Origin of the sequence: Paraburkholderia sp. J94, assembly GCF_905220285.1 — a bacterium.
GTDB lineage: Bacteria > Pseudomonadota > Gammaproteobacteria > Burkholderiales > Burkholderiaceae > Paraburkholderia > Paraburkholderia tropica_A.
The window spans coordinates 48,092-70,870 of sequence record NZ_CAJMZH010000008.1 but is presented as its reverse complement, the minus strand read 5'-3'; the positions used below and the strand labels follow the sequence as shown (position 1 = coordinate 70,870).

Sequence of the window (22,779 nt, the reverse complement as noted above, 5' to 3'; positions counted from 1 at the left end):
CTCACAAACTGATTAAACATGCCTGAGCTGCCAGAAGTCGAAGTGACCCGCCGGGGCATCGAGCCGTGGGTTGCGGGCCGCCGCGTGGAGCGCGTCGACGTGCGCAACGGCTCGCTGCGCTGGCCCGTGCCGGCCTCGCTCGCGCGCACGCTGCGCGGGCGCACGATCCGCTCGGTGGGGCGGCGCGGCAAATATCTGCTGTTCGAGGTCGATGAAGGCTGGTTCATCGTGCATCTTGGCATGACCGGCACCTTGCGCGTGTTACGTAATCTTCCGAAGCCGCCGGCCGCCGAGAAGCACGATCACGTCGACTGGCTGTTCGACGACTTCACGTTGCGCTTTCGCGATCCGCGCCGCTTCGGCGCCGTGCTCTGGCATCCGCGCGAGGACGGCGACGTGCTCGGCCATCCGCTGCTCGCGGGTCTCGGCATCGAGCCGTTCACGCCCGCCTTCGACGGCGCATTGCTGTTTCGCGAGACGCGCGGGCGCAAGGTGTCGGTGAAACAGGCGCTGCTCGCGGGCGACATCGTCGTGGGCGTGGGCAATATCTACGCGTCGGAAAGTCTCTTTCGCGCGGGTATCCGTCCGACCACGGCCGCAGGCCGCGTTTCGCTCGCGCGCTACGAACTGCTCGCCGACGCCGTGCGCGCCGTGCTCGCTTCGGCCATCGAGAAAGGCGGCAGCACCTTGCGCGATTTCGTCGGCAGCAATGGCGAGAGCGGCTATTTCCAGCTCGAATACTTCGTTTACGACCGCGCGGGCCAGCCCTGCCGCGTGTGCGGCACGCCGATCAAGCAGATCGTGCAAGGCCAGCGGTCGACCTATTTCTGTCCGCGCTGTCAGCGCTGATCCGTTTCCGTTCATGTATCTCAAGACCTCCGCAAAGCCCGCGCCCGGCGCGCTGCAAGCCACTTATCCCGCCGAACTGCTCGCGAGCTTCGCGCCGCGCCTGATCGCGTGGCAGCGCGAACACGGCCGCCACGACCTGCCGTGGCAGAACACGCGCGATCCGTACCGCATCTGGCTCTCGGAAATCATGCTGCAGCAGACGCAGGTTTCCACCGTGATTCCGTACTACGCGCGCTTTCTCGATCGTTTTCCGACGGTCGAGGCGCTCGCCGCCGCGCCCTCCGACGACGTGATGGCGCTCTGGGCCGGGCTCGGTTACTACACGCGTGCGCGCAATCTGCATCGCTGCGCGCAGGTGGTCGCCGAAACCCATGGCGGAAAGTTTCCGTCGACGGTCGAAGGGCTCGCGGAACTGCCCGGCATTGGCCGCTCGACGGCGGCGGCGATCGCCTCGTTCGCGTTCGGCGCGCGCGCGACGATCCTCGACGGCAACGTGAAGCGCGTGCTCGCGCGTGTGTTCGGCGTGGAAGGCTTTCCGGGCGAGAAGCGCGTGGAAAACGCGATGTGGACGCTCGCCGAATCGCTCGTGCCGGGCGCCGATGCCACCGACGCCGATGTGAGCGCCTACACGCAAGGTCTGATGGATCTGGGCGCGACGCTTTGCACGCGCGGCAAGCCCGACTGCGAGCGCTGCCCGTTCGCGGCCGACTGCGTGGCGAAGACGACGAATCGGCAGCGCCAGTTGCCTGCTTCGCGGCCGAAGAAGGCGGTGCCCACGCGTCAGACGTGGATGCTGATCCTGCTCGACGGCGACGCGGTGATGCTCGAAAAGCGTCCGCCTTCGGGCATCTGGGGCGGGCTGTGGAGCCTGCCCGAAGCCGCCGACGAAACCGCGCTGGCCGCGCGCGCCGAGGGTTATGGCGCGAATGGTGCGAAGGCGTCGGCGCTCGCGTCGCTCCAGCATACGTTCACGCATTTCAAGCTCGACATCGAGCCGCGCGTGGTCGAACTCGATGCGCGCAAGGGCGGCGCGCTCGTCGCGCAGGACGGGGAAACCGCGTGGGTCGCGCTGCGCGAGATCGACGCCTACGGCGTGCCCGCGCCGGTGCGCAAACTGCTCGACGGGCTGCGTGGTTCGTTGATCTGAGGCTTTACAGGCAGCGTTAACGCAGCCGCATCAAAGCAGCTGATGCTGCTGCATGTAGTGATGCACGACGTCGATGCGCGCGCTCGCGTCGTTCAGTTCCATGAGCTTCTGACGCGCGCGCAGCGCAATCGGCAGCACTTCGGCGAGACGGTTGGAGACCCAGGATGGATCGTCGAAACGGAACGGCTCGGCGAACGGCACGCTCGACGGATCGCGTTCGCGGATCGTCGCGATGATGCGTTCGAGCACCTCCGCGCAGGCGCCGAAACGCGCGAGATGATCGGAGCCTTCGAGCGGAATGTCTTCGGGTAGCAACTCGGCCATGCCCACGAGCAGGCCGTCGTGCTGCGCGCGATGCGACAGCAGGCGAAAGCGCTGCGTGCCGTGCGCGCGGATCAGCAGCATGCCGAAGGTTTCCACGTCGCATTGCTCGATGCGGGCGAGACAGCCCACGGCTTCGGGCACGGCGGTTTCGTCGGGTTGCGCGACCTCGCCGCCGCTTTTCAGCAGGCACACGCCGAACGGCGTTTCCTCGCGCAGACATTCGCGCGCCATGTCCAGATAACGCGCTTCGAAGATCTTCAGCGGCAGCAGGCCGCCGGGGAACAGCACCGTATGCAGCGGAAAGAGCGGCAAATCGGCGAGCACGGCAGGAGTGGAGGGCATGGCGCAACGCTTTCGGTAAAAGGCCGCGCGATGCGGCCGGTTAGGCGATCAGACGGGACGATTCTCCGACGTCGAGAGGCGCATCGCGATGACGCACGATCACGTTCGACTCGCCCGCGAAGCGCGTGGCGAGCGTCTGGGCAATGAAGACCGAACGATGCTGGCCGCCCGTGCAGCCGATTGCGACGGTCAGATAACTGCGGTTGTCGTTACGGAAATGCGGCAGCCATTTTTCGACGAACGCGCCGATGTCGGCGATCATTTCGTGGACGGCCGGTTGCGCCTTCAGAAAGTCGATCACGGGCTGGTCGAGCCCGGTGAGCGGCCGCAGGCGCGCGTCGTAATGCGGGTTCGGCAGCGTGCGCACGTCGAACACGAAGTCCGCGTCGAGCGGCACGCCGCGCTTGAAACCGAACGATTCGAAGGTGAGCATCAGCGAGCCGCGCTCGCCCTCGACGAACACCTTCACCCACTGGCGCAGCGAATTCGCGCTGAGATTGCTGGTGTCGACCTGATGGCCGAATTCCGCGAGATTCGCGACGAGTTCGCGCTCGTGCTCGATGGCCTCTTCGAGCGACTTGAGCATGCCGACGTTGGCGTCGTGCGCGACCGAACCCGACAGCGGATGGCGGCGGCGCGTCTCGGAAAAGCGCTGGATGAGCGACTGCGTGCTGGCGTTGAGAAACAGCACGCGCACGTCGTGGCGGCGCGCGAGGTCGCGGATCATCTCCGGCATGTCGTCGAACGATGAACTCGAGCGCGCGTCGATCGCCACCGCGAGACGCTCGTAGCCGTCTTCGGAAAGATATTGCGCGAGTTGCGGCAGAAAGCGCGGAGGCAGATTGTCCACGCAGAAGTAACCGACGTCTTCGAGCGCATTGAGCGCCACCGACTTGCCGGAACCCGAGATGCCGGTGATCAGGATGATACGCATGGGAATGGAGATGGACCCGATTGGGTCATCATAGCATTCGATCCGCGCGGCCGTTGTGACGCTTCGGGTCGCGCGCGGCCTTGCTGGTGGCGCGTGACAGGCGTTTTAGCGGGGTTTTGCCGCGATATCGCGCCGCGTTGCGGCAGCGTGCCGCGCAGCGCTTCGGTGCGGCGCCGCGTGGTGGCGGCGCCGGAGCGGGGTGGTGCGGTTTAGCGTGGCTTGGCGCGGTTTAGATCAGCTTGCCGGGAAACTGGCTGTCCGGGTCCTGCATGGCGAGGCGCTGGCGGTCCATGAAGTCGCGCAGCGTGTCGATGCCGCGCAGTTGCAGGATCGTGTTGCGCACGGCGGCTTCCACCAGCACGGCGAGGTTGCGGCCCGCAGCCACCTGAATCGTGACCTTGCTGATTGGCAGGCCGAGCACGTCGACGGTCTGGCTTTCCAGCGGCAGGCGCTGGAATTCGCCGTCGGGGCGGCGCACGAGCTGGACGATGAGCTTGAGCTTCATCTTCCGGCGCACGGCCGTTTCACCGAAGATCGTCTTGATGTCGAGCAGGCCGAGGCCGCGCACTTCGAGCAGATTTTGCAGCAGCGGCGGGCAGCGGCCTTCGACGAAATCGGGGCCGAGGCGCACGAAGTCGACTGCGTCGTCGGCGACGAGGCCATGGCCGCGGCTGATCAGTTCCAGACCGAGTTCGCTCTTGCCGAGACCCGAGTCGCCGGTGAGCAGCACGCCCATGCCGAGAATGTCGAGAAACACGCCATGCAGCGTCGCGCGCGGCGCGAGGATGCGCGACATGTAGAGACGCAGGCTGTCGATGACGGTGGCCGCCGACATCGGCGTGGTGAACAGCGGCGTGGAGGAGCGCGTGCAGCGCAGCACCAGTTCGGGCGGCGCGGTCATGCCGTCGGCGACCACGAGGAACGGCGGTTCGAGTGCGATCAGCTCGGCCATGTGGCGCGAGCGGTCTTCGTCGGTCTGTCGCTGGTAATAGTGGATTTCGGCGTCGCCGAGCACCTGGATGCGGTTCGGGTGGATCAGGTTCAGGTGGCCGACGAGGTCGGCGCTCGCCGTGGCCGTGGCCACCGTCTCGGCCGAAAAGCCGCGTTCCCAGCCTTCGTGCCCCGTCAGCCAGCTGAGTTTCAGCGTGGTGGCGTTGTCGTCGAAGATGCTTTGGGCGTTGATGCTGGAAGTGTCCATGAGTCGCTGACTCCGCGATGACTCGCTTAACTGGTCGCTCTAACCGCGCGCTCTAAACTGTTCGCTCGCTGCCTGCACGAGATTCGCGCCGTGGCACTCGCCGCCGCCCGTACAGGCGGCGCGCGACGCGCCATGCCGCATCAGGTTTGCTTCAAGGTTGCCACTGGGTGAGCAGGCGATGCAACGTCTCGCGATCTTCTTCCGTGTGCAACCGCTCGCGCGTTTCGCGATCCGACAACAGTTGGGCGATCTCAGAGAGGATTTCAAGGTGCTGCTGCGTGGCCTGTTCGGGCACGAGCAGGAAGATGAGGAGCGAAACGGGCTGGCCGTCGGGCGCTTCGAACGCGATGGGCTCGGCCAGACGTACGAACGCGGCGAGCGGCTGCTTCAGGCCCTTGATGCGGCCGTGCGGAATGGCCACGCCCTCACCGAGACCGGTGGAGCCGAGGCGTTCGCGCGCGAACAGGTTGTCGGTAACCGTGCTGCGGGCGATGCCGTTCTGGTTTTCGAAAATCAGTCCAGCTTGTTCGAAGACGCGTTTCTTGCTGGTAACGGACAGGCCGACGACGACGTTCTCGATGGGAAGAATTTTGGCTAAACGATTCATGTTGGCAGGCGAAAACGTGGCCTGAATACTCCTCACCCCGGCAGTCTGCGCGGTGTTCTCGCGCGGCTGTATCGGTAAAAACAGCCTGATGCCGGGACCGTGGGACGTGTTACCCCGAAAGTGACTGGATCATTATAGAGCAAGCATAGTGGCCGATGGTGCGATGCACCGGGCATGATCGCAACCATTGTTGCATGGTTGCGCCCGGGAACACCGTTCGGTGCCGGATGTGCCTGGCACTGCGCTCATCTACCGCTCACGCGATGGTCACGCATCGCTCACCATCGCTCGCGCATGGCTGATCGAGTCTCCATGAAAAAAGCCGCCCGGATGGGGCGGCCTGGTTCGTGTGCAGCAGTGGTTTCCGGCGCACTGGCCTCGAAGGCTCAGGAAGACGAATCAGTGTCGAATCAACGTCGCGGATTCAAAACTTCCTCGCGCGCCGGGCGCATTACTGCGGAGGAATCTCGATGGGCGCCGCGGGCTGATGCTTGAGCGCCTCGTGAGCATGGCCTTGCACGCGATCCTTGTGTCGCACGACCTGGCGATCGAGCTTGTCGACCACGAGATCGATGGCGGCATACATGTCGCCATTGCAGCTCTCAACGAAGATGTCCTTGCCTTTCAGATGAAGGTTCACTTCAACCTTCTGTCTCTTGTCTTTTTCCTTGTGGTTGTCGACCGAGAGGACCACATTGCCATCGATGACCTGATCGAAATGTCTTAGCACCCTGTCCAGTTTGGTGATCACATATTCTCGCAACGCTGGCGTTACTTCGAGATGGTGTCCACTGATCTTCAGATTCATAGTGCTTCTCCAGGCTGATGGCCGCGTGACGCGTGAAGCGCGGCTGTGCCGGTCGACAGACTGCCTGCGTGCGGCTCCCCGAAAGGCCTGCTACGACGGGCTAGCTCGGCCGGCCCTGTCCGCCAACTGGCGTTGCGGCCGGAAAACGCCCACTCCGTAAAAGCCGGAATGAGCCTAAAGAGACTTGCGCAGATTGACCGCCGGAATCTTCAGTGCCTCGCGATATTTCGCGACGGTGCGTCGCGCGACGACGAAGCCCTGTTCCGCCAGCAGTTCGGCTATGCGGCTGTCCGAAAGAGGGGATTTGGTGTTCTCGGCTCCTATGAGTTGCTTGATGAGCGCGCGGATAGCGGTGGACGATGCAGCGCCCCCCGTGTCCGTCGATACATGCGATCCGAAGAAGTACTTAAATTCAAGTGTCCCGAACGGAGTCAGCATGTATTTACCGGTTGTCACACGCGAGACAGTTGATTCGTGTAGGCCCAGCGTATCAGCAATCTCCCTCAAAACCAAGGGGCGCATGGCGATTTCGCCGTGCACGAAAAAGTTCTTCTGGCGCTCGACGATTGCCTGCGCCACGCGCAGGATGGTCTCGAAGCGCTGCTGGATATTCTTGATGAGCCAGCGCGCTTCCTGGAGCTGCTGACGCAGCGAGCCGCTGCCCGGATCGCCGCGGTTATTGCGCAGAATATTCGCGTACAGATGGTTGATGCGCAGCTTCGGCACCACGTCCGGGTTCAGTTCGGCGTGCCAGTTCTGGCCCGTCTTCTTCACGATGATGTCCGGCACCACGTAGTCGGCTTCGGCCTTGCCGTATGCCGCGCCCGGGAACGGTTCGAGCGAGCGGATCAGCGCATGCGCGTCGCGCAGCTCGTCGTCGCCGGTCTTCAGTTGCTTGCGCAAGCGCGTGAAGTCGCGCGCGGCCAGCAGTTCCAGATGATTCGACACGATCTCGAGCGCGAGCGTGCGTACCGGCGACGATGTGACGCGCAGCAATTGCAGCTTCAGGCACTCGGAAGCCGAGCGTGCGCCCACGCCGGCGGGGTCGAAGCTATGCAGGAGCGCGAGCGCCGCGTTGAGTTCGTCGCCGTCGACGTCGAGTTCCTCGGGGATATCGGCAAGAATTTCCTCGCACGTGGCGGAGAGATAGCCGTCCTCGTCGAGCGATTCGATCAGGAACGTGATGAGCGCGCGGTCGCGCGGGCTCGCATTCGTTTCGCGCAGCTGCGCCATCAGATGGTCGCGCAGCGTGGTGGTCGATTCGTGGATTTGCAGCGGCGGCAGGTCGTCGTCGTCGGAGGCGCTGCCCGAGCGGCCGTAGTCGTCGAGATTCCATTGGCTCGAATCGCCGCTGGCGTCGCCGCCGAGGCCTTCGTATTCGTCGACGCCGCGCGGTTCGCCATCGCCGCTATCGCTGTCGCTCGACGAAGAGGACGAGCCGTTGCTCGCGCCCTGCATCGGTTCCGAGTTGGAGGAGGCCGGCGGCTGCGCGATCAGCGAGCCGTCGGCGGCCACGCGCAACGGACTCGCGATCCAGTCGTCGTCGTTCTCGAGCAGCGGATTCTGCGAGATCGCGGTGGCGACTTCCTGTTGCAGTTCGAGCGTCGACAGCTGCAGCAGCCGGATGGACTGTTGCAGTTGCGGAGTGAGCGCAAGATGCTGCGAGAGGCGGAGTTGGAGGCTGGCTTTCATGGCGGTGTGCGATTCATTGTAAAGAGTTTGCCACGCTCGCGATACCACACGACATCCGCGAAAACGCGCGTGCCCAGCGCTGGTGCAGCGGCATCTCGCGGACGGAATTTGGTGCGCAAACAGACGCTCGCGCACGCGTGCGGCGTACGTCGCGCAGGCCGCCTCGGGGCGCGCGACGCTCGCGGTTCCGCGGGCAAGCACAACGGAACATCACGGAAGGGCTGGACGGCAAGTCCAGCAGACACTCGGGAAAACTCGGGAAAAACTCAGGGGAAAGCCGGGAGCCCGCGCGGCGTTTGCCCGCAGCGGCGTGCGGGCGTTCCGGCAGGCGCGCCGCGCGGACGAGGCGCGGCGGCGAGGCGTCTGCGCGCGAGGCGCGCGGACGCGGAGATTACATGCGGAAGTGTTCGCCGAGGTAGACGCGGCGCACGCTTTCGTTTTCGATGATTTCGCCGGGCGCGCCGGAGGCCAGCACGGTGCCGTCGCTGATGATGTACGCGTGGTCGCAGATGCCGAGCGTCTCGCGCACGTTGTGGTCCGTGATCAGCACGCCGATGTTGCGCTGCTTCAGGAACTTCACGATCTTCTGGATTTCGAGCACGGCGATCGGGTCGACGCCCGCGAACGGTTCGTCGAGCAGGATGAAGCTCGGATCGGTCGCGAGCGCGCGCGCGATTTCCACGCGGCGGCGCTCGCCGCCCGACAGCGACAGCGCCGGGTTCTCGCGCAGGTGAGCGATCTGGAGCTCGTCGAGCAGCGCTTCGGCGCGCTGCGTGATCACGTCCTTGGTCAGGCGCTTGCCGTTCTCGTCGTGTTGCAGTTCCAGCACCGCGCGGATGTTTTCCTCGACGGTGAGCTTGCGGAACACCGAGGCTTCCTGCGGCAGATACGAAAGGCCCAGCGCCGCGCGCTTGTGGATCGGCAGCAGGCTGATGGACTGGCCGTCGAGGTCGATCTCGCCCGCGTCGAGCGGCACGAGGCCGACGATCATGTAGAACGACGTGGTCTTGCCCGCGCCGTTCGGACCGAGCAGCCCGACCACTTCGCCGCTCTTGACGTCGAGCGACACGTCTTTCACGACCGTGCGCGAGCCGTAGCGCTTCTTGAGGTTGCGCACGACGAGCGAGCTCGTCTTGCCCGCGGACGGACGCTGATGGATGGGGGAAGCGGTGGTGGCGGCGTTCACTGTTGCGGCGCTCCCTGAAGCTTCGTGGACGGCGCGAGCGTGGCCGAGGCGCCCGTGAGCGGCTGCGCGCCGCCGTTGCGCGGCGACAGCATCGCGCGCACGCGGCCCTTCGGATTGCCCGGGCCTGCGACGTCGGAACCCGACTTGGCCGTGTAGAAGTCGTTCTGGCCGTCGTACGTGATGACGCTGCCGTGGACCTGATCCATCACCGTGGAGAGACCCTGCAGGCGGCGCACCGTCGAACGCGTCGTGAGCGTGGTCAGGTCCTGCTTGCCGTCGTAGTCGATGCGCTCCGCCGTGCCTTCGACGTATTCGTCGATGCCTTCGCGCTTCTGGCGGAAGTAGGCGAGGTTGGCGTCGGGCGTGCCAGGCGCGACCGTGCCGGTGGCGTACTGATAGCCCTGCGGATCCTGGGTGACGACGAGCTTGTCCGCCTTGATGATGATCGTGCCCTTGGTGGCGACCACATGACCCGTGAAGATGGTCTGCTGCTTGAGGTCGTCATAGGTCATGTTGTCCGCTTCGATGTTGAGCGGCTTGTCCTTGTCGGCGCGCTCGGCATGGGCGGCGGGGGCGAAACCCGCGAGCGGCAGCGCCGCGGCCAGCGCGGTCAACGCCGCGAGCGCGGCACGGCGCCAGCGCGCGCTGCGCAGGCTGCCGGACAAGGGGTGAGGAAGCGAATCGTTCATGCAATCGTGCCTTGCGTGGACGGCCCGGGGATCAGGACGAGCCGCCGGAGTCAGCCGGGGCGATCGCGCCGCGGACGTTGCCGTAGAGCTGGATGACCCGGGAGACATTGTTGTAGTTCATGCCGTTGGTGGCCGTCATGACCGACAGGCCGCGACGAAGTTTAACCGGCTTTTCGGTCAGGATCACATCGTCGTTCACGAGCACGCGGAAATGTTCCGAATCCGCCTGCATCTCGGGATCGCCTGCACCGGCCGCGCGCAGAATGCGCGCATTGTCGTACAGGTCGACGATCGAGGCGTCGCCGTTGACCGTGCCGCGCAGGCCCGTGGCCGTGACGACCGGCTTGTCAGGCTGGAACGCGCGCACCGCCGGATTCGTGAGGTCGCTGTAGGCGTTGTCCTCGTAGTGAACCATGTGCGTGGCCGTGAGGCGATACTGCGTTGCGCCCGACTGGTCGAGCTCGGACACCGAGAGCTGGTCGGCGAAGTAGTCCGGCGTGTGCGTGAGCGGACGCGGCGCGGCCTCGTTCTCGTGCGGCTTGACTGCCTGAAACAGCCACCAGGTGAAGCCGGCCAGGAAGGCCACGCAGAGGAGCGGGATCAGCGACGTGAGCCGGAACTTCTGGTTCATCGCGGCTCCGCGCCCGGTTCCGATTCCGGTTCAACCGCGCAGGCGGCCGCGAGCAGGGCGTCGTAACGGCCTTGCGCGCGCAGGATCAGGTCGGTGACTTCGCGCACGGCGCCGTGGCCGCCGGTCTTGTCGGTGACCCAGTGTGCGCGCGCGAGCACGTCGGTGTGCGCGTTGGCGGGCGCGGCGCTGAAGCCGGCCTGCAGCATGACCGCGAGGTCGGGCCAGTCGTCGCCCATGTAGCCGCACTGCTCGGCCGTGAGGCCGGTTTCGGCGAGCAGCTGCTTGAACGCGACGCGCTTGTCTTCCACGCCCTGATACAGATGCGTGATGCGCAGTTCCTTGGCGCGCACGGCGACGATCTCGGACTTGCGCCCGGTGATGATGGCCGTGTCGATGCCCGCTTCGCGCAGCAGCTTGGCGCCGTGGCCGTCGAGCGAGTTGAAGCCCTTCATGGTGTCGCCCGCGCCGGTAAAGAGCAGGCCGCCGTCGGTGAGCACACCGTCGACGTCGAAAATCATCAGACGCACGCGCGCGGCGCGCGCATTCGCATCGAGTTCGGTAACCGCCATCAGATCACCTTCTTGGAGAAGAGGTCGTGCATGTTGAGTGCGCCGATGAGCTCGCCTTCGGCGCCGACCACCAGCATCTGATTGATGCGGTGGCGCTCCATCAGTTCCACGGCTTCGACGGCGAGCTGGTCGGGACCGATGGTGCGCGGGCCTTTCGTCATGACCTGCACGATCGGCAGATCGCGGAAGTCGCCGACGCGTTCGAGCACGCGGCGCAGGTCGCCGTCGGTGAAGATGCCGCTCACGTGGTTGTTCGAATCGACGATCGCCGTCATGCCCATGCGCTTGGCGGTGAGCTGGAACAGCGCTTCGCGCACCGTGGCCGTGTCGGGCACCTTCGGCACTTCGTCGCCGGTGCGCATCACGTCGCGCACGTAGGTGAGCAGGCGTCGGCCGAGCGCGCCGCCCGGGTGCGAGCGCGCGAAGTCGTCGGCGCCGAAGCCGCGTGCGTCGAGCACCGCGACCGCGAGCGCGTCGGACAGCGCGAGCGCCGCCGTGGTGCTGGCGGTGGGCGCGAGGTTCAGCGGGCAGGCTTCCTTCTCGACGCCGGCGTCCAGATGGACGTCCGAAAGCTGGCCGAGCGTGGACTTCGGACGATTGCCGGTCATGCCGATCAGCTTCGCGCCGATGCGTTTCACGAGCGGCAGGATCGCCACGAGTTCTTCGGATTCGCCGGAATTCGACAGACCGATGAAGACGTCGTCGGCCGTGACCATGCCGAGGTCGCCATGGCTCGCTTCGGCGGGATGCACGAAGAAGGCCGGCGTGCCCGTGGAGGCCAGCGTGGCCGCGAGCTTGCGCGCAATATGGCCCGATTTGCCGATGCCGGAAACGACCACGCGGCCGCGGCAGGAGAGGATGAGATCGACCGCGCCGACGAAGTTGTCGTCGAGCCGGTCGCGAAGCCCGCGCACGGCGTCAGCTTCGATGTCGAGCACGTCGCGAGCGAGCTTCAGCGCCCGGTCGCCATTGATTTTCGCTATCATCCGGGGAGTATAGCAAAGGCGTATGCGCGCCGCGCCTGCACCCCAGCGCGCGACGGCCCGCGCGCCGGGCGCGCCCAGACCACGCGCCTGCCGCCACGGCCTCTCGCGGCCGTCCCTCGCAGCACTTCCCAATCCGCATCGTTTGCGCCGATCATGGACCCGACCGGCGCGGGCGAAAATTTGCATCGCCGGCCACGCCCGAGAATGACTTCAGAACGAGGACGCTTCGCACGATGATTTCACCGCTGGAAATGACGTTGTTCCTGTTGCTCGCCTCGGTGGTCGGCGTCGTGCTGTTCCGTTACCTGAATCTGCCGCCGATGCTCGGCTACCTCACGGTCGGCATTCTGGTCGGCCCGCGCGCGTTCGGCATCGTGCCGAACACGGAGGGCGCGCAGAATCTGGCGGAATTCGGCGTCGTGTTCCTGATGTTCTCGATCGGGCTGGAGTTTTCGCTCACCAAGCTGCGCGCGATGCGCCGCGCGGTGTTCGGGCTTGGGCTATCGCAGGTGGTCGGCACGATTCTCGTTGCGCTGCTGGTCGGGCTCGCGCTCGACCCGTGGGTGCATATCACGTGGCAGGCCTGCGTGGCGCTGGGCGGCGCGCTCGCCATGTCGTCGACGGCGATCGTCAGCAAGATGCTGGCGGAGCGGCTTGAGATCGAGTCGGAGCATGGCCGCAACATTCTCGGCGTGCTGCTGTTCCAGGATCTGGCCGTGGTGCCGCTGCTGATCGTGATCGCGGCGTTCGGCGGCTCGTCGAAGTCGCTGATCGAATCGCTCGGCATGGCGGCGGTCAAGATCGTGCTCGCGCTCGGCATTCTGCTGTTCGTCGGCCAGAAGTTCATGACGCGCTGGTTCAACGTGGTCGCGCGGCGGCGCTCGCAGGAGCTGTTCGTGCTGAACGTGCTGCTCGTCACGCTGGGCGCGGCGTTCGTCACCGATAAATTCGGCCTCTCGCTCGCGCTCGGTGCGTTCATCGCGGGCATGCTGATCGCCGAAACGCCGTACCGGCATCAGGTGGAAGAGGACATCAAGCCGTTTCGCGACGTGCTGCTCGGCCTCTTCTTCATCACCACGGGCATGCTGCTCAACCCGCACGTGATCATCCAGCATCCGTTCATGGTCGGCGTGTTCCTGCTCACGCCGGTCGTGCTCAAGGCGGTGCTGATCACGGCGCTCACGCGGCTGTTCGGCGCCTCGCCGGGCGTGGCGATGCGCACGGGCCTCGGGCTCGCGCAGGCCGGCGAATTCGGCTTCGTGCTGCTCAACCTCATTCTGGACAAGCATCTCGTCGATCCCACGCTGCTCCAGGCGATTCTCGCGGCGATGCTGCTCTCGATGCTCGCTGCGCCGTTCCTGATCCAGAACGCAGATCGCATCGTGCTGCGGCTGTCGTCGACGGAATGGATGCAGCAGTCGCTGATGATGACGCGCATCGCCACGCAAAGTCTCAAGCAGAGCGGCCACGTGATCATCTGCGGCTATGGCCGCGCCGGGCAGAATCTGGCGCGCATGCTGGAAAACGAAGGCCTCTCGTATGTCGCGCTCGACCTCGACCCGGACCGCGTGGCGGCGGCGGCGGCGGCGGGCGAGTCGGTGGTGTTCGGCGACGCGGCGCGGCGCGAGTCGCTGGTCGCGGCGGGCATCCATCGTGCGGCGGCCGTGGCCGTCACCTACGCGAACACGCAGTCGGCGTTTCGCGTGCTGCATCACATCCACGAACTGGAGCCCACGCTGCCCACGATCGTGCGCACGGTCGACGACGCCGATCTCGAACGCCTGCTCGCGGCGGGCGCGACCGAGGTGATCCCGGAGATCGTCGAAGGCAGTCTGATGCTGGCTTCGCACATGCTGGTGCTGATGGGCGTGCCGATGCGCCGCGTCGTGCGCCGCGTGGAAGAACTGCGCGACGAGCGCTACAGCCTGCTGCGCGGCTACTTCCACGGCACCGACGATGTGGGCGAGGACGGTCACGAGCAGGTGCGGCTACAATCCGTACCGGTCGACGCGCGCGCCGACGCCGTGGGCCGCACGCTCGCCGATCTGGGTCTGTTCGACCTCGGCGTGGAGGTGACCGCGATCCGCCGTCACGGCATTCGCGGCGTGGAACCCGATCCCTCGACGAAGCTGCGCGAAGCCGACATCGTCGTGCTGCGCGGCCTGCCCGAGCAACTCGCCCAGGCCGAGGAACGGCTGTCGCGGCATCGCAAGCCGGGCGCCGCCGGCGCGGGCGCGGCGGCGGCCTGAGCTGCGCGCGAGGTCACGCACCTCGCGCCCGGAATTGCGTCCGAAATCGCGCGGCCGCGTGACACGAAAATCCGCGAAACTTCGCTGCCAGCCGGCGAGTCACACCGCGCGGCCCGGCCGGATCGCGGTGAGGTCGCACGGGGTCGCGCCCCGTTTTAATCGCCTGTCTGTATTACCTGTTCTTTATTCTTGCTACTGCCCGGAGAAATCATGTCCAACGCACCTGCGAACTCGAACGCGAGCACTGAAGCCGCGCAGTTCGTCAACAGTCTGATCCGCACGGTGCCCGACTGGCCTCAGCCGGGAGTGCAATTCCGCGATATCACGCCGCTGATCGGCCATCCGAAGGGCCTGCGCGTGCTGATCGACCTGTTCGTGGAGCGTTACGTGGACGCGAAGCTCGACTACGTGGCGGGCCTCGACGCACGCGGCTTCATCATCGGCCCGATCGTCGCGTACGAACTGAACGTGGGCTTCATTCCGGTGCGCAAGATCGGCAAGCTGCCGTACAAGACCGTGTCGGAAACGTACAAGCTCGAATACGGCGAGTCGACCGTCGAGGTGCACGAAGACGCCTGCAAGCCGGGCGACCGCGTGGTGATCGTCGACGACCTGATCGCCACGGGCGGCACCATGCTCGCGGGCAAGCTGCTGCTTGAGCGTCTCGGCGCGAAGGTGGTGGAGGGCGCGGCGATCATCGATCTGCCCGATCTCGGCGGCTCGAAGCTGCTGACCGAATCCGGCCTGCCGCTGTTCACCGTGACGTCCTTCGGCGGCCACTGAGCGCGCAAGCGCGCCCGGCCTCGCACAAGCCCACTTAAACCGCCCGACACGCCCATGCCCAACTTCGCGCTGTTTCTCGCGACCTCGATCGCGATCACTTTCGCGCCCGGTCCCGACAACCTGCAAGTGCTCGCGCGCGGCATCTCGCAGGGCCGCATGGCCGGCTTCGTGTCCGCGCTCGGCTTCGCGGCGGGCGTGACGTTCCACACGACGCTCGCCGCGCTCGGCATCGCCGCGCTGCTGCGCTCGTCGCCGCTCGCGTTCCATATCCTCAAGCTCGCGGGCGCCGCGTACCTGATCTGGATCGGCGTGAAGGCGCTGCGCAGCCAGGGACTCGCGACGGCGGGCGAGCGTCCGCGCCAGCCGCTCGCGACGATCTTCCGCCAGAGCGTGCTCGGCAACATCATGAACCCGAAGGTCACGCTGTTCTTCGTGGTGTTCCTGCCGCAGTTCGTCGACGTGCACGGCGCGCAGAGCGTCACGCTGCAGATGCTCGAACTCGGCCTGCTGTTCATGGCGCAGACCGTGGTCGTGTTCTCGGTGTTCGGCGTGTGCGCGGGCGCGCTCGGCAGCTGGCTCAAGCGCCGTCCGCGCGCGGGCGTGTGGCTCGACCGCCTGGCCGGCCTGACCTTCATCGCGATCGGCATGCGCATCGCGCTGCGCGATTGATGTATTGCTCGATGCCTCGCTTGATGCCTCGCTTCACTGACGCCCGGAGCCTCCCGACATGACCCTGCCCTGCATCACCGACGCGCGCCGCTTCGACGTGAACGCGCATCTGCCGTTTCATTTCGGCGACGAACGCGTGGGCTGGATCCGCGCGGCCGATGTCGCGCTGCTCGCGCGCTGGCCCGACGTCTTCGAGATCGACGGCGACGCCGACACCGCGCGCGTGACGCTCGCCGCCGAATTCGACAGCGTGACGGCGCGCAGCGCGGCGCTCGGCGCGGTGATCGGCGCGCTGGCCGCCGAGGGCCGCATTCCGGGCTGGCGCGACGAAACCTACGCGGTCCGCAACGCCTTCGACGCGCCGCCGCTCGCCTATATCGAGCGCGCGGCCTCGCGCTTCTTCGGCACCATGACCTACGCGGTGCATCTGAACGGCGTCGTAGAATATGCGGGTTCCGCGGCGCCGCAGCTCTGGATCGCGCGCCGCAGCGACACCAAGGCGACCGATCCGGGCATGCTCGACAACGTGGTCGCGGGCGGCATCGGCTGGGGTCTCGGCGTCGAGGCCACGCTCGTGAAGGAGTGCTGGGAAGAGGCGGGCATCGCCGCCGAACTGGCCGCGCGCGCCACGCCGGGCCGCACCGTGCACGTGCTGCAGTCGCTGCCCGAAGGCACCCAGGCCGAGCAGATCTTCGTCTACGATCTGGCGCTGCCCGAGGATTTCGTGCCGCACAATCAGGACGGCGAAGTCGGCGAGCATCGTCTCGCGCGCATCGACGAAACCGCGCGCTGGATCGAGGAAGGCAAGATGACGGTGGACGCGAGTCTCGCGACGCTCGATCTGCTGCTGCGCCGCCAATGGATAGACGAGGACGCGTGCGAGGGCATCGCCGCGATCTTCGAGCCACCGACGCTGTGAAAGGGCGTGGGTTTTTGAGTAACTGAAGCCCTTTTGAAATACCAGGAATCGATGGGAGTCACCAAGGTCATGTCGACCGATCACAGCTTTATTCTCAAACTGTCCTGCGCCGACCGTCCGGGCATCGTGCATGCCGTGTCGGGTTTTCTGTTCGAGCGCGGCAGCAACATTCTCGACTCGGCCCAGTTCGGCGACAGCCACACGGGCGAGTTTTTCATGCGCGTGCATTTCCAGCAGGTGGGCGGCGACCCGGGCCTCGACGGTCTGCGCGACGCGTTCGCGCCGCTGGCGGACGAGTTCGGCATGCGCTGGGAGCTGCATGACGCGAACGTGAAGCCGCGCGTGGTGCTGATGGTGTCGAAGATCGGCCACTGCCTGAACGACCTGCTGTTCCGCTATCGCACCGGTCAGCTGCCCATCGAGATTCCCGCGATCATCTCGAACCACAAGGACTTCTACCAGCTGGCGGCGAGCTACAACATTCCGTTCCATCACTTCCCGCTGCTCGGCGGCACGGCTGAGGACAAGGCCGCGCAGGAAGCGCGCGTGCTCGAAGTGGTGAACCGCGAAGGCGCGGATCTGGTGGTGCTCGCGCGCTACATGCAGATTCTTTCGCCGGAGCTGTGCACGGCGCTCAAGGGCCGCGCGATCAACATCCACCATTCGTTCCTGCCGAGCTTCAAGGGCGCGAAGCCGTACTACCAGGCGTTCGACCGCGGCGTGAAGCTGATCGGCGCGACGGCGCACTATGTGACGTCCGATCTCGACGAAGGCCCGATCATCGAGCAGGAAGTCGAGCGCGTGGACCACAACATGACGCCGGAGCAGCTCACGGCAATTGGCCGCGACGTGGAGTGCGTGACGCTCGCGCGCGCGGTGAAGTGGCACGTCGAGCATCGCATTCTGCTGAACGGGCACAAGACGGTGGTGTTCCGTTAAGCGCGTGTTCAGTACGTGATCAGTACGTGATCAGTACGCAATCGTTTCGGCGATGAGGTGAAAAATGGCCCCGGAAGGGGCCATTGTCTTTTGTCAGGTCATCGCCTAATAATGACTTGTTGCTCTAGTCATTACGGACATAGCATGGCGGATCCCGACAAGCGCGCACGCGGCGCAACAAGCGCAGAGCGTGCAAAGAGGCGGCTCATGGAATCTCAGCAGGTGTCCAAAACCGAGTTCAAGGCGAAAGCGCTCGAATTTTTCCGCCAGGTCGAAGCGTCCGGCGAAAGCGTCGTGGTGACCGATCACGGCCGTCCGATGCTGGAGTTGCGGCCGTATCGCAGCCTGGAGCGCGATCCGCTCGACATGTTGCGCGGCTCGGTCGTGCGTTACGACGGACCGACCGATCCCCTCGAAGTCGACTGGGACGCCGCGCAGTGATCGTGCTCGACACGCATGCGCTCGTCTGGTGGGCCAGCGCGGACAAGGCACTGAGCCGCAAGGCCCACACCGCGATTCAACGCGAGTTGAACGGCGGGCAGATCGTGATTTCGGCCATCTCCGCCTGGGAGATCGCCATGCTGGTGCAGCGCGAGAAACTCGTGCTGACCATGGATGTGGACACGTGGCTCGCGACCGTGTCGCAAATCGAAGCGGTGCGCTTCCTGGCCATCGACGTGGAGATCGGCCTGAAATCGGTCGATTTACCGGGCGATTTTCACAAGGATCCGGCCGATCGCATGATTGTCGCCACGGCGCGCAGGCTGGCCGCGCCGCTCGTTACGCGCGACGAGAAGATCCGCGCCTATCCGCACGTCAAGACGATCTGGTAAGCGTGCGAGCCCGAAACCCGCCGCTCAAACCAGCCGCAGATAAATCAGCTCGCGCTTGATATACGCGTAAAAAATCGGCGCCGCGATCACGCCCTGGATGCCGAACGCGGCTTCCATCACGAGCATCGCCACGAGCAGTTCCCACGTGCGCGCCTCGATCTGGCCGCCCACGATGCGCGCGTTCAGGAAGTATTCGAGCTTGTGGATTACGATCAGGAACACAAGCGCCGTGACCGCCGCGGGCAGGCTCACGGTGAGCGCGATGGCGACGATCAGTGTGTTCGAAATGAGGTTGCCGATCACCGGCAGCAGGCCCACCACGAACGTCACCACCACGAGCATCTTCGCGAGCGGCAGCGGCGCGTGGAAAACCGGCAGCACGAGCAGCAGGAACAGGCCCGTGAACACCGTGTTGATCGCCGAGATCTTCACCTGCGCGAACACGATGCGGCGGAACGCGTCGGCGAAACGCGAGACGCGCGCGACGAACGCCGTCGAAAGCGGCAGCCGCGTGGCGTTCTTCTGCGCACCGATCGCGATGATCGCGCCGATGATCATGCCGATCACGATATGCCCGAAGATGCGCGCCGCGTTCTTGCCGCCCTGGCCGAGCTGCGTGGCGTGCTCGTGCATCAGCGCGAGCGCCTTGAGCTTCATCTGGGCGACGTCCACAGGCAGATAGGCCGCGATGGATTCGGGGATGCGGCTGCGCGCCTGGTCGACGAAAGTCATCATCTGCGCCATGACTTTCTGGACGCTCGGCACATCGTTTTCGAACTGCTCGATCACGCCCACCGTGAGGCCGGTGAGCACGCCCACGATCACGATGGAGACCAGCACGACCGAGAGCCAGCGCGCGCGGCTGCTCGACATGCGCCGCTCGATGAGCGGCGAAATCGTATGGACGAGCTGATACACGAGCATGCCGGCGAGCAGCGCCCCGAGCAGGTTCAGGTGCAGCACCGCGAACATGCCGAGGAGCGCGGCCAGATAGCTGCCGATCTCCACGGCCGAGAGTTTCGGCAGGCTCATGTCGCTCGTGAGCCTGACCGGCCGCGGCCGCAGATCGCGCACCTGCTGCTGCTTCTCACCGGACGAGCCGGTCGCGTCGGTCGCTTCGTTGCGCTTGGCCATATTGTTTCTTTTCCGTCTCCAGACCTCGGGAGCGCACGCGCTCCCAACCCGTTGTTACCGCAGCTATCGTGAGCGCCTGTTCTGGCGCTGCCTTTTTTATCGACCGCTCATTGTCCTGCTGCTTCGTCGAGTGCGACCGCGCTGCTGGCGCCGCGCTTGAGCAGCGGCGCGAGATAGCGGCCCGTGAAGCTCGCCTTCGACTTCGCGATCTGCTCGGGCGTCCCCTGCGCCACGATCATGCCGCCGCCCGCACCGCCTTCCGGTCCCATGTCGACGACCCAGTCGGCGGTTTTGATGACATCGAGATTATGCTCGATGATGACCACCGTATTGCCCTGATCGCGAAGCCGGTGAATCACTTCGAGCAGCAGGGCGATGTCGTGGAAGTGCAGGCCGGTGGTCGGTTCGTCGAGTATATACAGCGTGCGGCCCGTATCCCGCTTGGAAAGTTCCAGCGAAAGCTTCACGCGCTGCGCCTCGCCGCCCGACAGCGTGGTCGCCGACTGGCCCAGACGAATGTAGCCCAGGCCCACGTCCAGCAGCGTCTTGAGCTTGCGCGCCACGACCGGCACCGCCTTGAAGAACTCGTAGGCGGTTTCCACCGTCATGTCGAGCACTTCGCTGATGTTCCGGCCCTTGTATTGAATCTCCAGCGTCTCGCGGTTGTAGCGCTTGCCGTGACAGACGTCGCAGGGCACGTAGACGTCGGGCAGGAAGTGCATTTCCACCTTGAGCACGCCGTCGCCCTGGCAGCTTTCGCAGCGGCCGCCCTTCACGTTGAACGAGAAGCGGCCCGACTCGTAGCCGCGCTCCTTGGCCGCCGGCACGCCGGCGAACAGTTCGCGGATCGGCGTGAAGAGGCCGGTGTAGGTGGCCGGATTCGAACGCGGCGTGCGGCCGATCGGCGACTGATCGACGTTGATGACCTTGTCGAAATGCTCCAGCCCCTCGATCGACTCGAACGGCGCGGGTTCCGCCGACGAGCCGTACAGATGCTGCGCCACCGCGTGATAGAGCGTGTCGTTGATGAGCGTGGACTTGCCCGAACCCGACACGCCCGTCACGCAGGTGAGCAGGCCGACCGGCAGGTCGAGCGTCACGTGCTTGAGGTTGTTGCCGTAGGCCTCGACGATGCGCAGACGCCGCTCGTCGGGGTCCTGGCGCTCGTCGGGATAGTCGATGCGGCGCGCGCCCGACAGATACTGACCCGTCATCGACGCGGGATCGCGCTCCACCTGCTTGGGCGTGCCTTCGGCGATCACCATGCCGCCGTGCACACCCGCGCCCGGTCCCATGTCGACGACGTAATCGGCCATGCGGATCATGTCCTCGTCGTGCTCCACGACGATCACCGAATTGCCGAGATCGCGCAGATGCTTGAGCGTGGAGATGAGGCGGTCGTTGTCGCGCTGATGCAGGCCGATCGACGGTTCGTCGAGCACGTACATCACGCCCGTGAGGCCCGAGCCGATCTGCGAGGCGAGGCGGATGCGCTGCGCTTCGCCGCCCGAGAGCGTTTCGGCGCTGCGTTCGAGCGAGAGGTAATCGAGCCCGACGTTATTCAGGAACATCAGGCGCGCGACGATTTCCTTGACCACCTTGTCGGCGATCTCGCCCTTCGAGCCTTCGAGGCGCAGCGTCTGGAAGTAGCCGAGCGTGTCGCGCAGCGGCCAGCCGCTCACTTCGTAAATGGCGCGCGCGTCCTCGCCCGCGCCGATGCGCACGAAGCGCGCTTCGCGGCGCAGACGCGTGCCTTCGCAATGCGGGCAGGCCTGATTGTTCTGGTACTTGGCGAGTTCCTCGCGCACCGCGGCCGAATCGGTCTCGCGGTAGCGGCGCTCCAGGTTCGGGATGATGCCTTCGAACACGTGCTCGCGCACCGATGTGCGGCCGCGCTCGTTGATGTACGAGAACGGGATTTCCTGCTTGCCCGAGCCGTACAGCAGGATCTTGCGCACTTTCTCGGGCAGGTCCTCGAACGCGATGTCGATGTCGAAGTCGTAGTACGCCGCCAGGCTCTGCAGCATCTGGAAGTAGAACTGGTTGCGCCGGTCCCAGCCCTTCACGGCGCCCGCCGCGAGCGACAGCGACGGATGCGCGACCACGCGCTTCGGGTCGAAGAAGGTGATCTGGCCGAGGCCGTCGCACTCCGGGCACGCGCCCATCGGGTTGTTGAACGAGAAGAGGCGCGGCTCCAGCTCCGGCAGCGAGTACGAGCAGATCGGACAGGCGAACTTCGAGCTGTAGAGATGCTCCTTGTTCGTGTCCATTTCGAGCGCGATGGCGCGGCCTTCGGCGAGACGCAGCGCCGTTTCGAACGACTCCGCGAGCCGCTGCTTCATGTCGGGGCGCACCTTGAGGCGGTCCACCACCACGTCGATGGTGTGCCGCTCGCTCTTCTTGAGCTTGGGCAGCGACTCGACCTCGTAGATCTTCGCCTCGCCTTCGTTGGCCGTGCCGCCGCCCGAACGCACGCGAAAGCGCACGAAACCCTGCGCCTGCATGTCGTCGAAGAGTTCGGCGTGCTCGCCCTTGCGGTCCACGATCACGGGCGCGAGGATCATCAGCTTGGTCTCTTCGGGCAGCGCGAGCGCGGCGTCGACCATCTGCGAGACGCTTTGCGACTCCAGCGGGATCTCGTGGTCGGGGCAGTAGGGCGTGCCGACACGTGCGTAAAGAAGTCGCAGGTAGTCGTGGATTTCGGTGACGGTGCCGACCGTCGAGCGCGGGTTGTGCGACGTGGCCTTCTGCTCGATGGAAATTGCCGGCGACAGACCCTCGATCAGATCGACGTCGGGCTTTTCCATCAACTGAAGAAACTGTCGGGCGTACGCCGACAGGCTTTCCACGTAGCGGCGCTGGCCTTCTGCGTAGAGCGTGTCGAAGGCCAGCGAGGACTTGCCGGAACCGGACAGCCCGGTAATCACCACGAGCTTGTGGCGCGGCAGGTCCAGATTGACGTTCTTCAGGTTGTGGGTTCGGGCCCCACGGATACGGATCTGTTCCATGAACCTGCGGGAGAAAGGGAGGCTAAACCTGCTACTATAACGACTTTTCCAGACCGCCGTTACGGCTTGCCGACGGTCTTTGAAAGGACCTTGAAGCGTCCGCGCGAAGACTCTGCAAGCGAACCGACAGCTCTTGCTGGCGACCCCGGGCACGCGCTCCGCGGTCGCGGTACGTGCCGAATGCGCGCCCACTGAGTTCCCGCCGAGCGCCCACGCGGCGCTCGCATGGCTGGCGGGCAGCGGCGGCCAGTCACGGCGGCCAATCAGGCGGCCAGTCACGGCG

The 22,779-nt window shown here is 65.6% G+C and carries 22 protein-coding genes; 9 read left to right on the top strand and 13 right to left on the bottom strand.

The genetic code is table 11. From position 1 onward, the window contains the following. Positions 1-18 precede the first annotated feature (18 nt). Positions 19-849 carry a bifunctional DNA-formamidopyrimidine glycosylase/DNA-(apurinic or apyrimidinic site) lyase gene (mutM, locus tag U4Y88_RS18275; RefSeq protein WP_224010380.1) on the top strand — a complete coding sequence of 277 codons (831 nt, stop codon included), beginning with the start codon at positions 19-21 and terminating at the stop codon, positions 847-849. A 13-nt stretch (positions 850-862) separates the two neighbouring features. Then, positions 863-1,996 (top strand): A/G-specific adenine glycosylase, encoded by a 1,134-nt coding sequence (mutY, locus tag U4Y88_RS18270; protein ID WP_321785555.1) that lies wholly within the window; start codon positions 863-865, stop codon positions 1,994-1,996. Positions 1,997-2,026: 30 nt separating this feature from the next. On the opposite strand, the gene U4Y88_RS18265 is transcribed toward mutY, so the two are convergent. The 11 genes from U4Y88_RS18265 to kdsD all read right to left on the bottom strand — a co-directional run bounded on the left by U4Y88_RS18265 (position 2,027) and on the right by kdsD (position 11,962). After that, positions 2,027-2,662: an LON peptidase substrate-binding domain-containing protein gene (locus U4Y88_RS18265; protein ID WP_224010384.1), complete on the bottom strand. Its 636-nt coding sequence runs from the start codon at positions 2,660-2,662 to the stop codon at positions 2,027-2,029. 40 nt (positions 2,663-2,702) lie between these two features. Beyond that, a complete protein-coding gene (rapZ, locus tag U4Y88_RS18260; protein ID WP_224010386.1) occupies positions 2,703-3,596 on the bottom strand; it encodes an RNase adapter RapZ in 894 nt (297 codons plus the stop codon). A gap of 229 nt (positions 3,597-3,825) precedes the next feature. Further along, on the bottom strand, positions 3,826-4,794 hold the full coding sequence (gene hprK / locus U4Y88_RS18255; protein WP_027795920.1) for an HPr(Ser) kinase/phosphatase: 969 nt from the start codon (positions 4,792-4,794) through the stop codon (positions 3,826-3,828). A gap of 151 nt (positions 4,795-4,945) precedes the next feature. Further along, the gene (gene ptsN, locus U4Y88_RS18250) at positions 4,946-5,401 is read right to left on the bottom strand and encodes a PTS IIA-like nitrogen regulatory protein PtsN (protein ID WP_027815677.1); all 456 of its coding nucleotides are present in this window, start codon (positions 5,399-5,401) and stop codon (positions 4,946-4,948) included. 451 nt (positions 5,402-5,852) lie between these two features. Then, complete coding sequence (hpf, locus tag U4Y88_RS18245; RefSeq protein WP_065062206.1) at positions 5,853-6,209, bottom strand: ribosome hibernation-promoting factor, HPF/YfiA family; 357 nt, start codon at positions 6,207-6,209, stop codon at positions 5,853-5,855. 174 nt (positions 6,210-6,383) lie between these two features. Next, complete coding sequence (locus U4Y88_RS18240) at positions 6,384-7,901, bottom strand: RNA polymerase factor sigma-54 (protein ID WP_224010388.1); 1,518 nt, start codon at positions 7,899-7,901, stop codon at positions 6,384-6,386. A gap of 391 nt (positions 7,902-8,292) precedes the next feature. Then, positions 8,293-9,060: an LPS export ABC transporter ATP-binding protein gene (lptB, locus tag U4Y88_RS18235; protein WP_224010490.1), complete on the bottom strand. Its 768-nt coding sequence runs from the start codon at positions 9,058-9,060 to the stop codon at positions 8,293-8,295. A 23-nt stretch (positions 9,061-9,083) separates the two neighbouring features. Next, a complete protein-coding gene (lptA, locus tag U4Y88_RS18230; protein ID WP_224010390.1) occupies positions 9,084-9,776 on the bottom strand; it encodes a lipopolysaccharide transport periplasmic protein LptA in 693 nt (230 codons plus the stop codon). A gap of 31 nt (positions 9,777-9,807) precedes the next feature. After that, complete coding sequence (gene lptC / locus U4Y88_RS18225; RefSeq protein ID WP_321785553.1) at positions 9,808-10,407, bottom strand: LPS export ABC transporter periplasmic protein LptC; 600 nt, start codon at positions 10,405-10,407, stop codon at positions 9,808-9,810. Beyond that, complete coding sequence (locus U4Y88_RS18220; protein ID WP_321785551.1) at positions 10,404-10,976, bottom strand: HAD family hydrolase; 573 nt, start codon at positions 10,974-10,976, stop codon at positions 10,404-10,406. Before U4Y88_RS18220 ends, lptC begins: the two co-directional genes overlap by 4 nt. Beyond that, positions 10,976-11,962 (bottom strand): arabinose 5-phosphate isomerase KdsD, encoded by a 987-nt coding sequence (gene kdsD / locus U4Y88_RS18215; RefSeq protein ID WP_310631071.1) that lies wholly within the window; start codon positions 11,960-11,962, stop codon positions 10,976-10,978. Before kdsD ends, U4Y88_RS18220 begins: the two co-directional genes overlap by 1 nt. Before the next feature lie 233 nt (positions 11,963-12,195). On the opposite strand from kdsD, the gene U4Y88_RS18210 reads away from it, so the two are divergent. The 7 genes from U4Y88_RS18210 to U4Y88_RS18180 all read left to right on the top strand — a co-directional run bounded on the left by U4Y88_RS18210 (position 12,196) and on the right by U4Y88_RS18180 (position 18,354). Beyond that, positions 12,196-14,211, top strand: a complete 2,016-nt coding sequence (locus tag U4Y88_RS18210) for a cation:proton antiporter (RefSeq protein ID WP_310631072.1) — start codon at positions 12,196-12,198, stop codon at positions 14,209-14,211. A gap of 210 nt (positions 14,212-14,421) precedes the next feature. After that, positions 14,422-14,994, top strand: coding sequence for an adenine phosphoribosyltransferase (locus U4Y88_RS18205; protein ID WP_224010396.1), 573 nt, complete (start codon positions 14,422-14,424; stop codon positions 14,992-14,994). Between the two features lie 54 nt (positions 14,995-15,048). After that, complete coding sequence (locus tag U4Y88_RS18200) at positions 15,049-15,663, top strand: LysE family translocator (RefSeq protein WP_321785549.1); 615 nt, start codon at positions 15,049-15,051, stop codon at positions 15,661-15,663. Between the two features lie 58 nt (positions 15,664-15,721). Beyond that, on the top strand, positions 15,722-16,582 hold the full coding sequence (locus tag U4Y88_RS18195) for an NUDIX hydrolase (protein ID WP_310634505.1): 861 nt from the start codon (positions 15,722-15,724) through the stop codon (positions 16,580-16,582). Positions 16,583-16,651: 69 nt separating this feature from the next. Then, positions 16,652-17,521 (top strand): formyltetrahydrofolate deformylase, encoded by an 870-nt coding sequence (gene purU, locus U4Y88_RS18190; protein WP_321785834.1) that lies wholly within the window; start codon positions 16,652-16,654, stop codon positions 17,519-17,521. A 207-nt stretch (positions 17,522-17,728) separates the two neighbouring features. Continuing rightward, positions 17,729-17,962, top strand: a complete 234-nt coding sequence (locus tag U4Y88_RS18185) for a type II toxin-antitoxin system Phd/YefM family antitoxin (RefSeq protein WP_321785547.1) — start codon at positions 17,729-17,731, stop codon at positions 17,960-17,962. Then, positions 17,959-18,354 carry a type II toxin-antitoxin system VapC family toxin gene (locus U4Y88_RS18180; RefSeq protein ID WP_224010403.1) on the top strand — a complete coding sequence of 132 codons (396 nt, stop codon included), beginning with the start codon at positions 17,959-17,961 and terminating at the stop codon, positions 18,352-18,354. Before U4Y88_RS18185 ends, U4Y88_RS18180 begins: the two co-directional genes overlap by 4 nt. A gap of 24 nt (positions 18,355-18,378) precedes the next feature. On the opposite strand, the gene U4Y88_RS18175 is transcribed toward U4Y88_RS18180, so the two are convergent. Then, entirely contained in the window at positions 18,379-19,488 is a 1,110-nt protein-coding gene (locus U4Y88_RS18175) for an AI-2E family transporter (protein ID WP_224010404.1), read from the bottom strand. A 107-nt stretch (positions 19,489-19,595) separates the two neighbouring features. Then, positions 19,596-22,496: an excinuclease ABC subunit UvrA gene (uvrA, locus tag U4Y88_RS18170; protein WP_310634507.1), complete on the bottom strand. Its 2,901-nt coding sequence runs from the start codon at positions 22,494-22,496 to the stop codon at positions 19,596-19,598. Between the last annotated feature and the right edge of the window lie 283 nt (positions 22,497-22,779).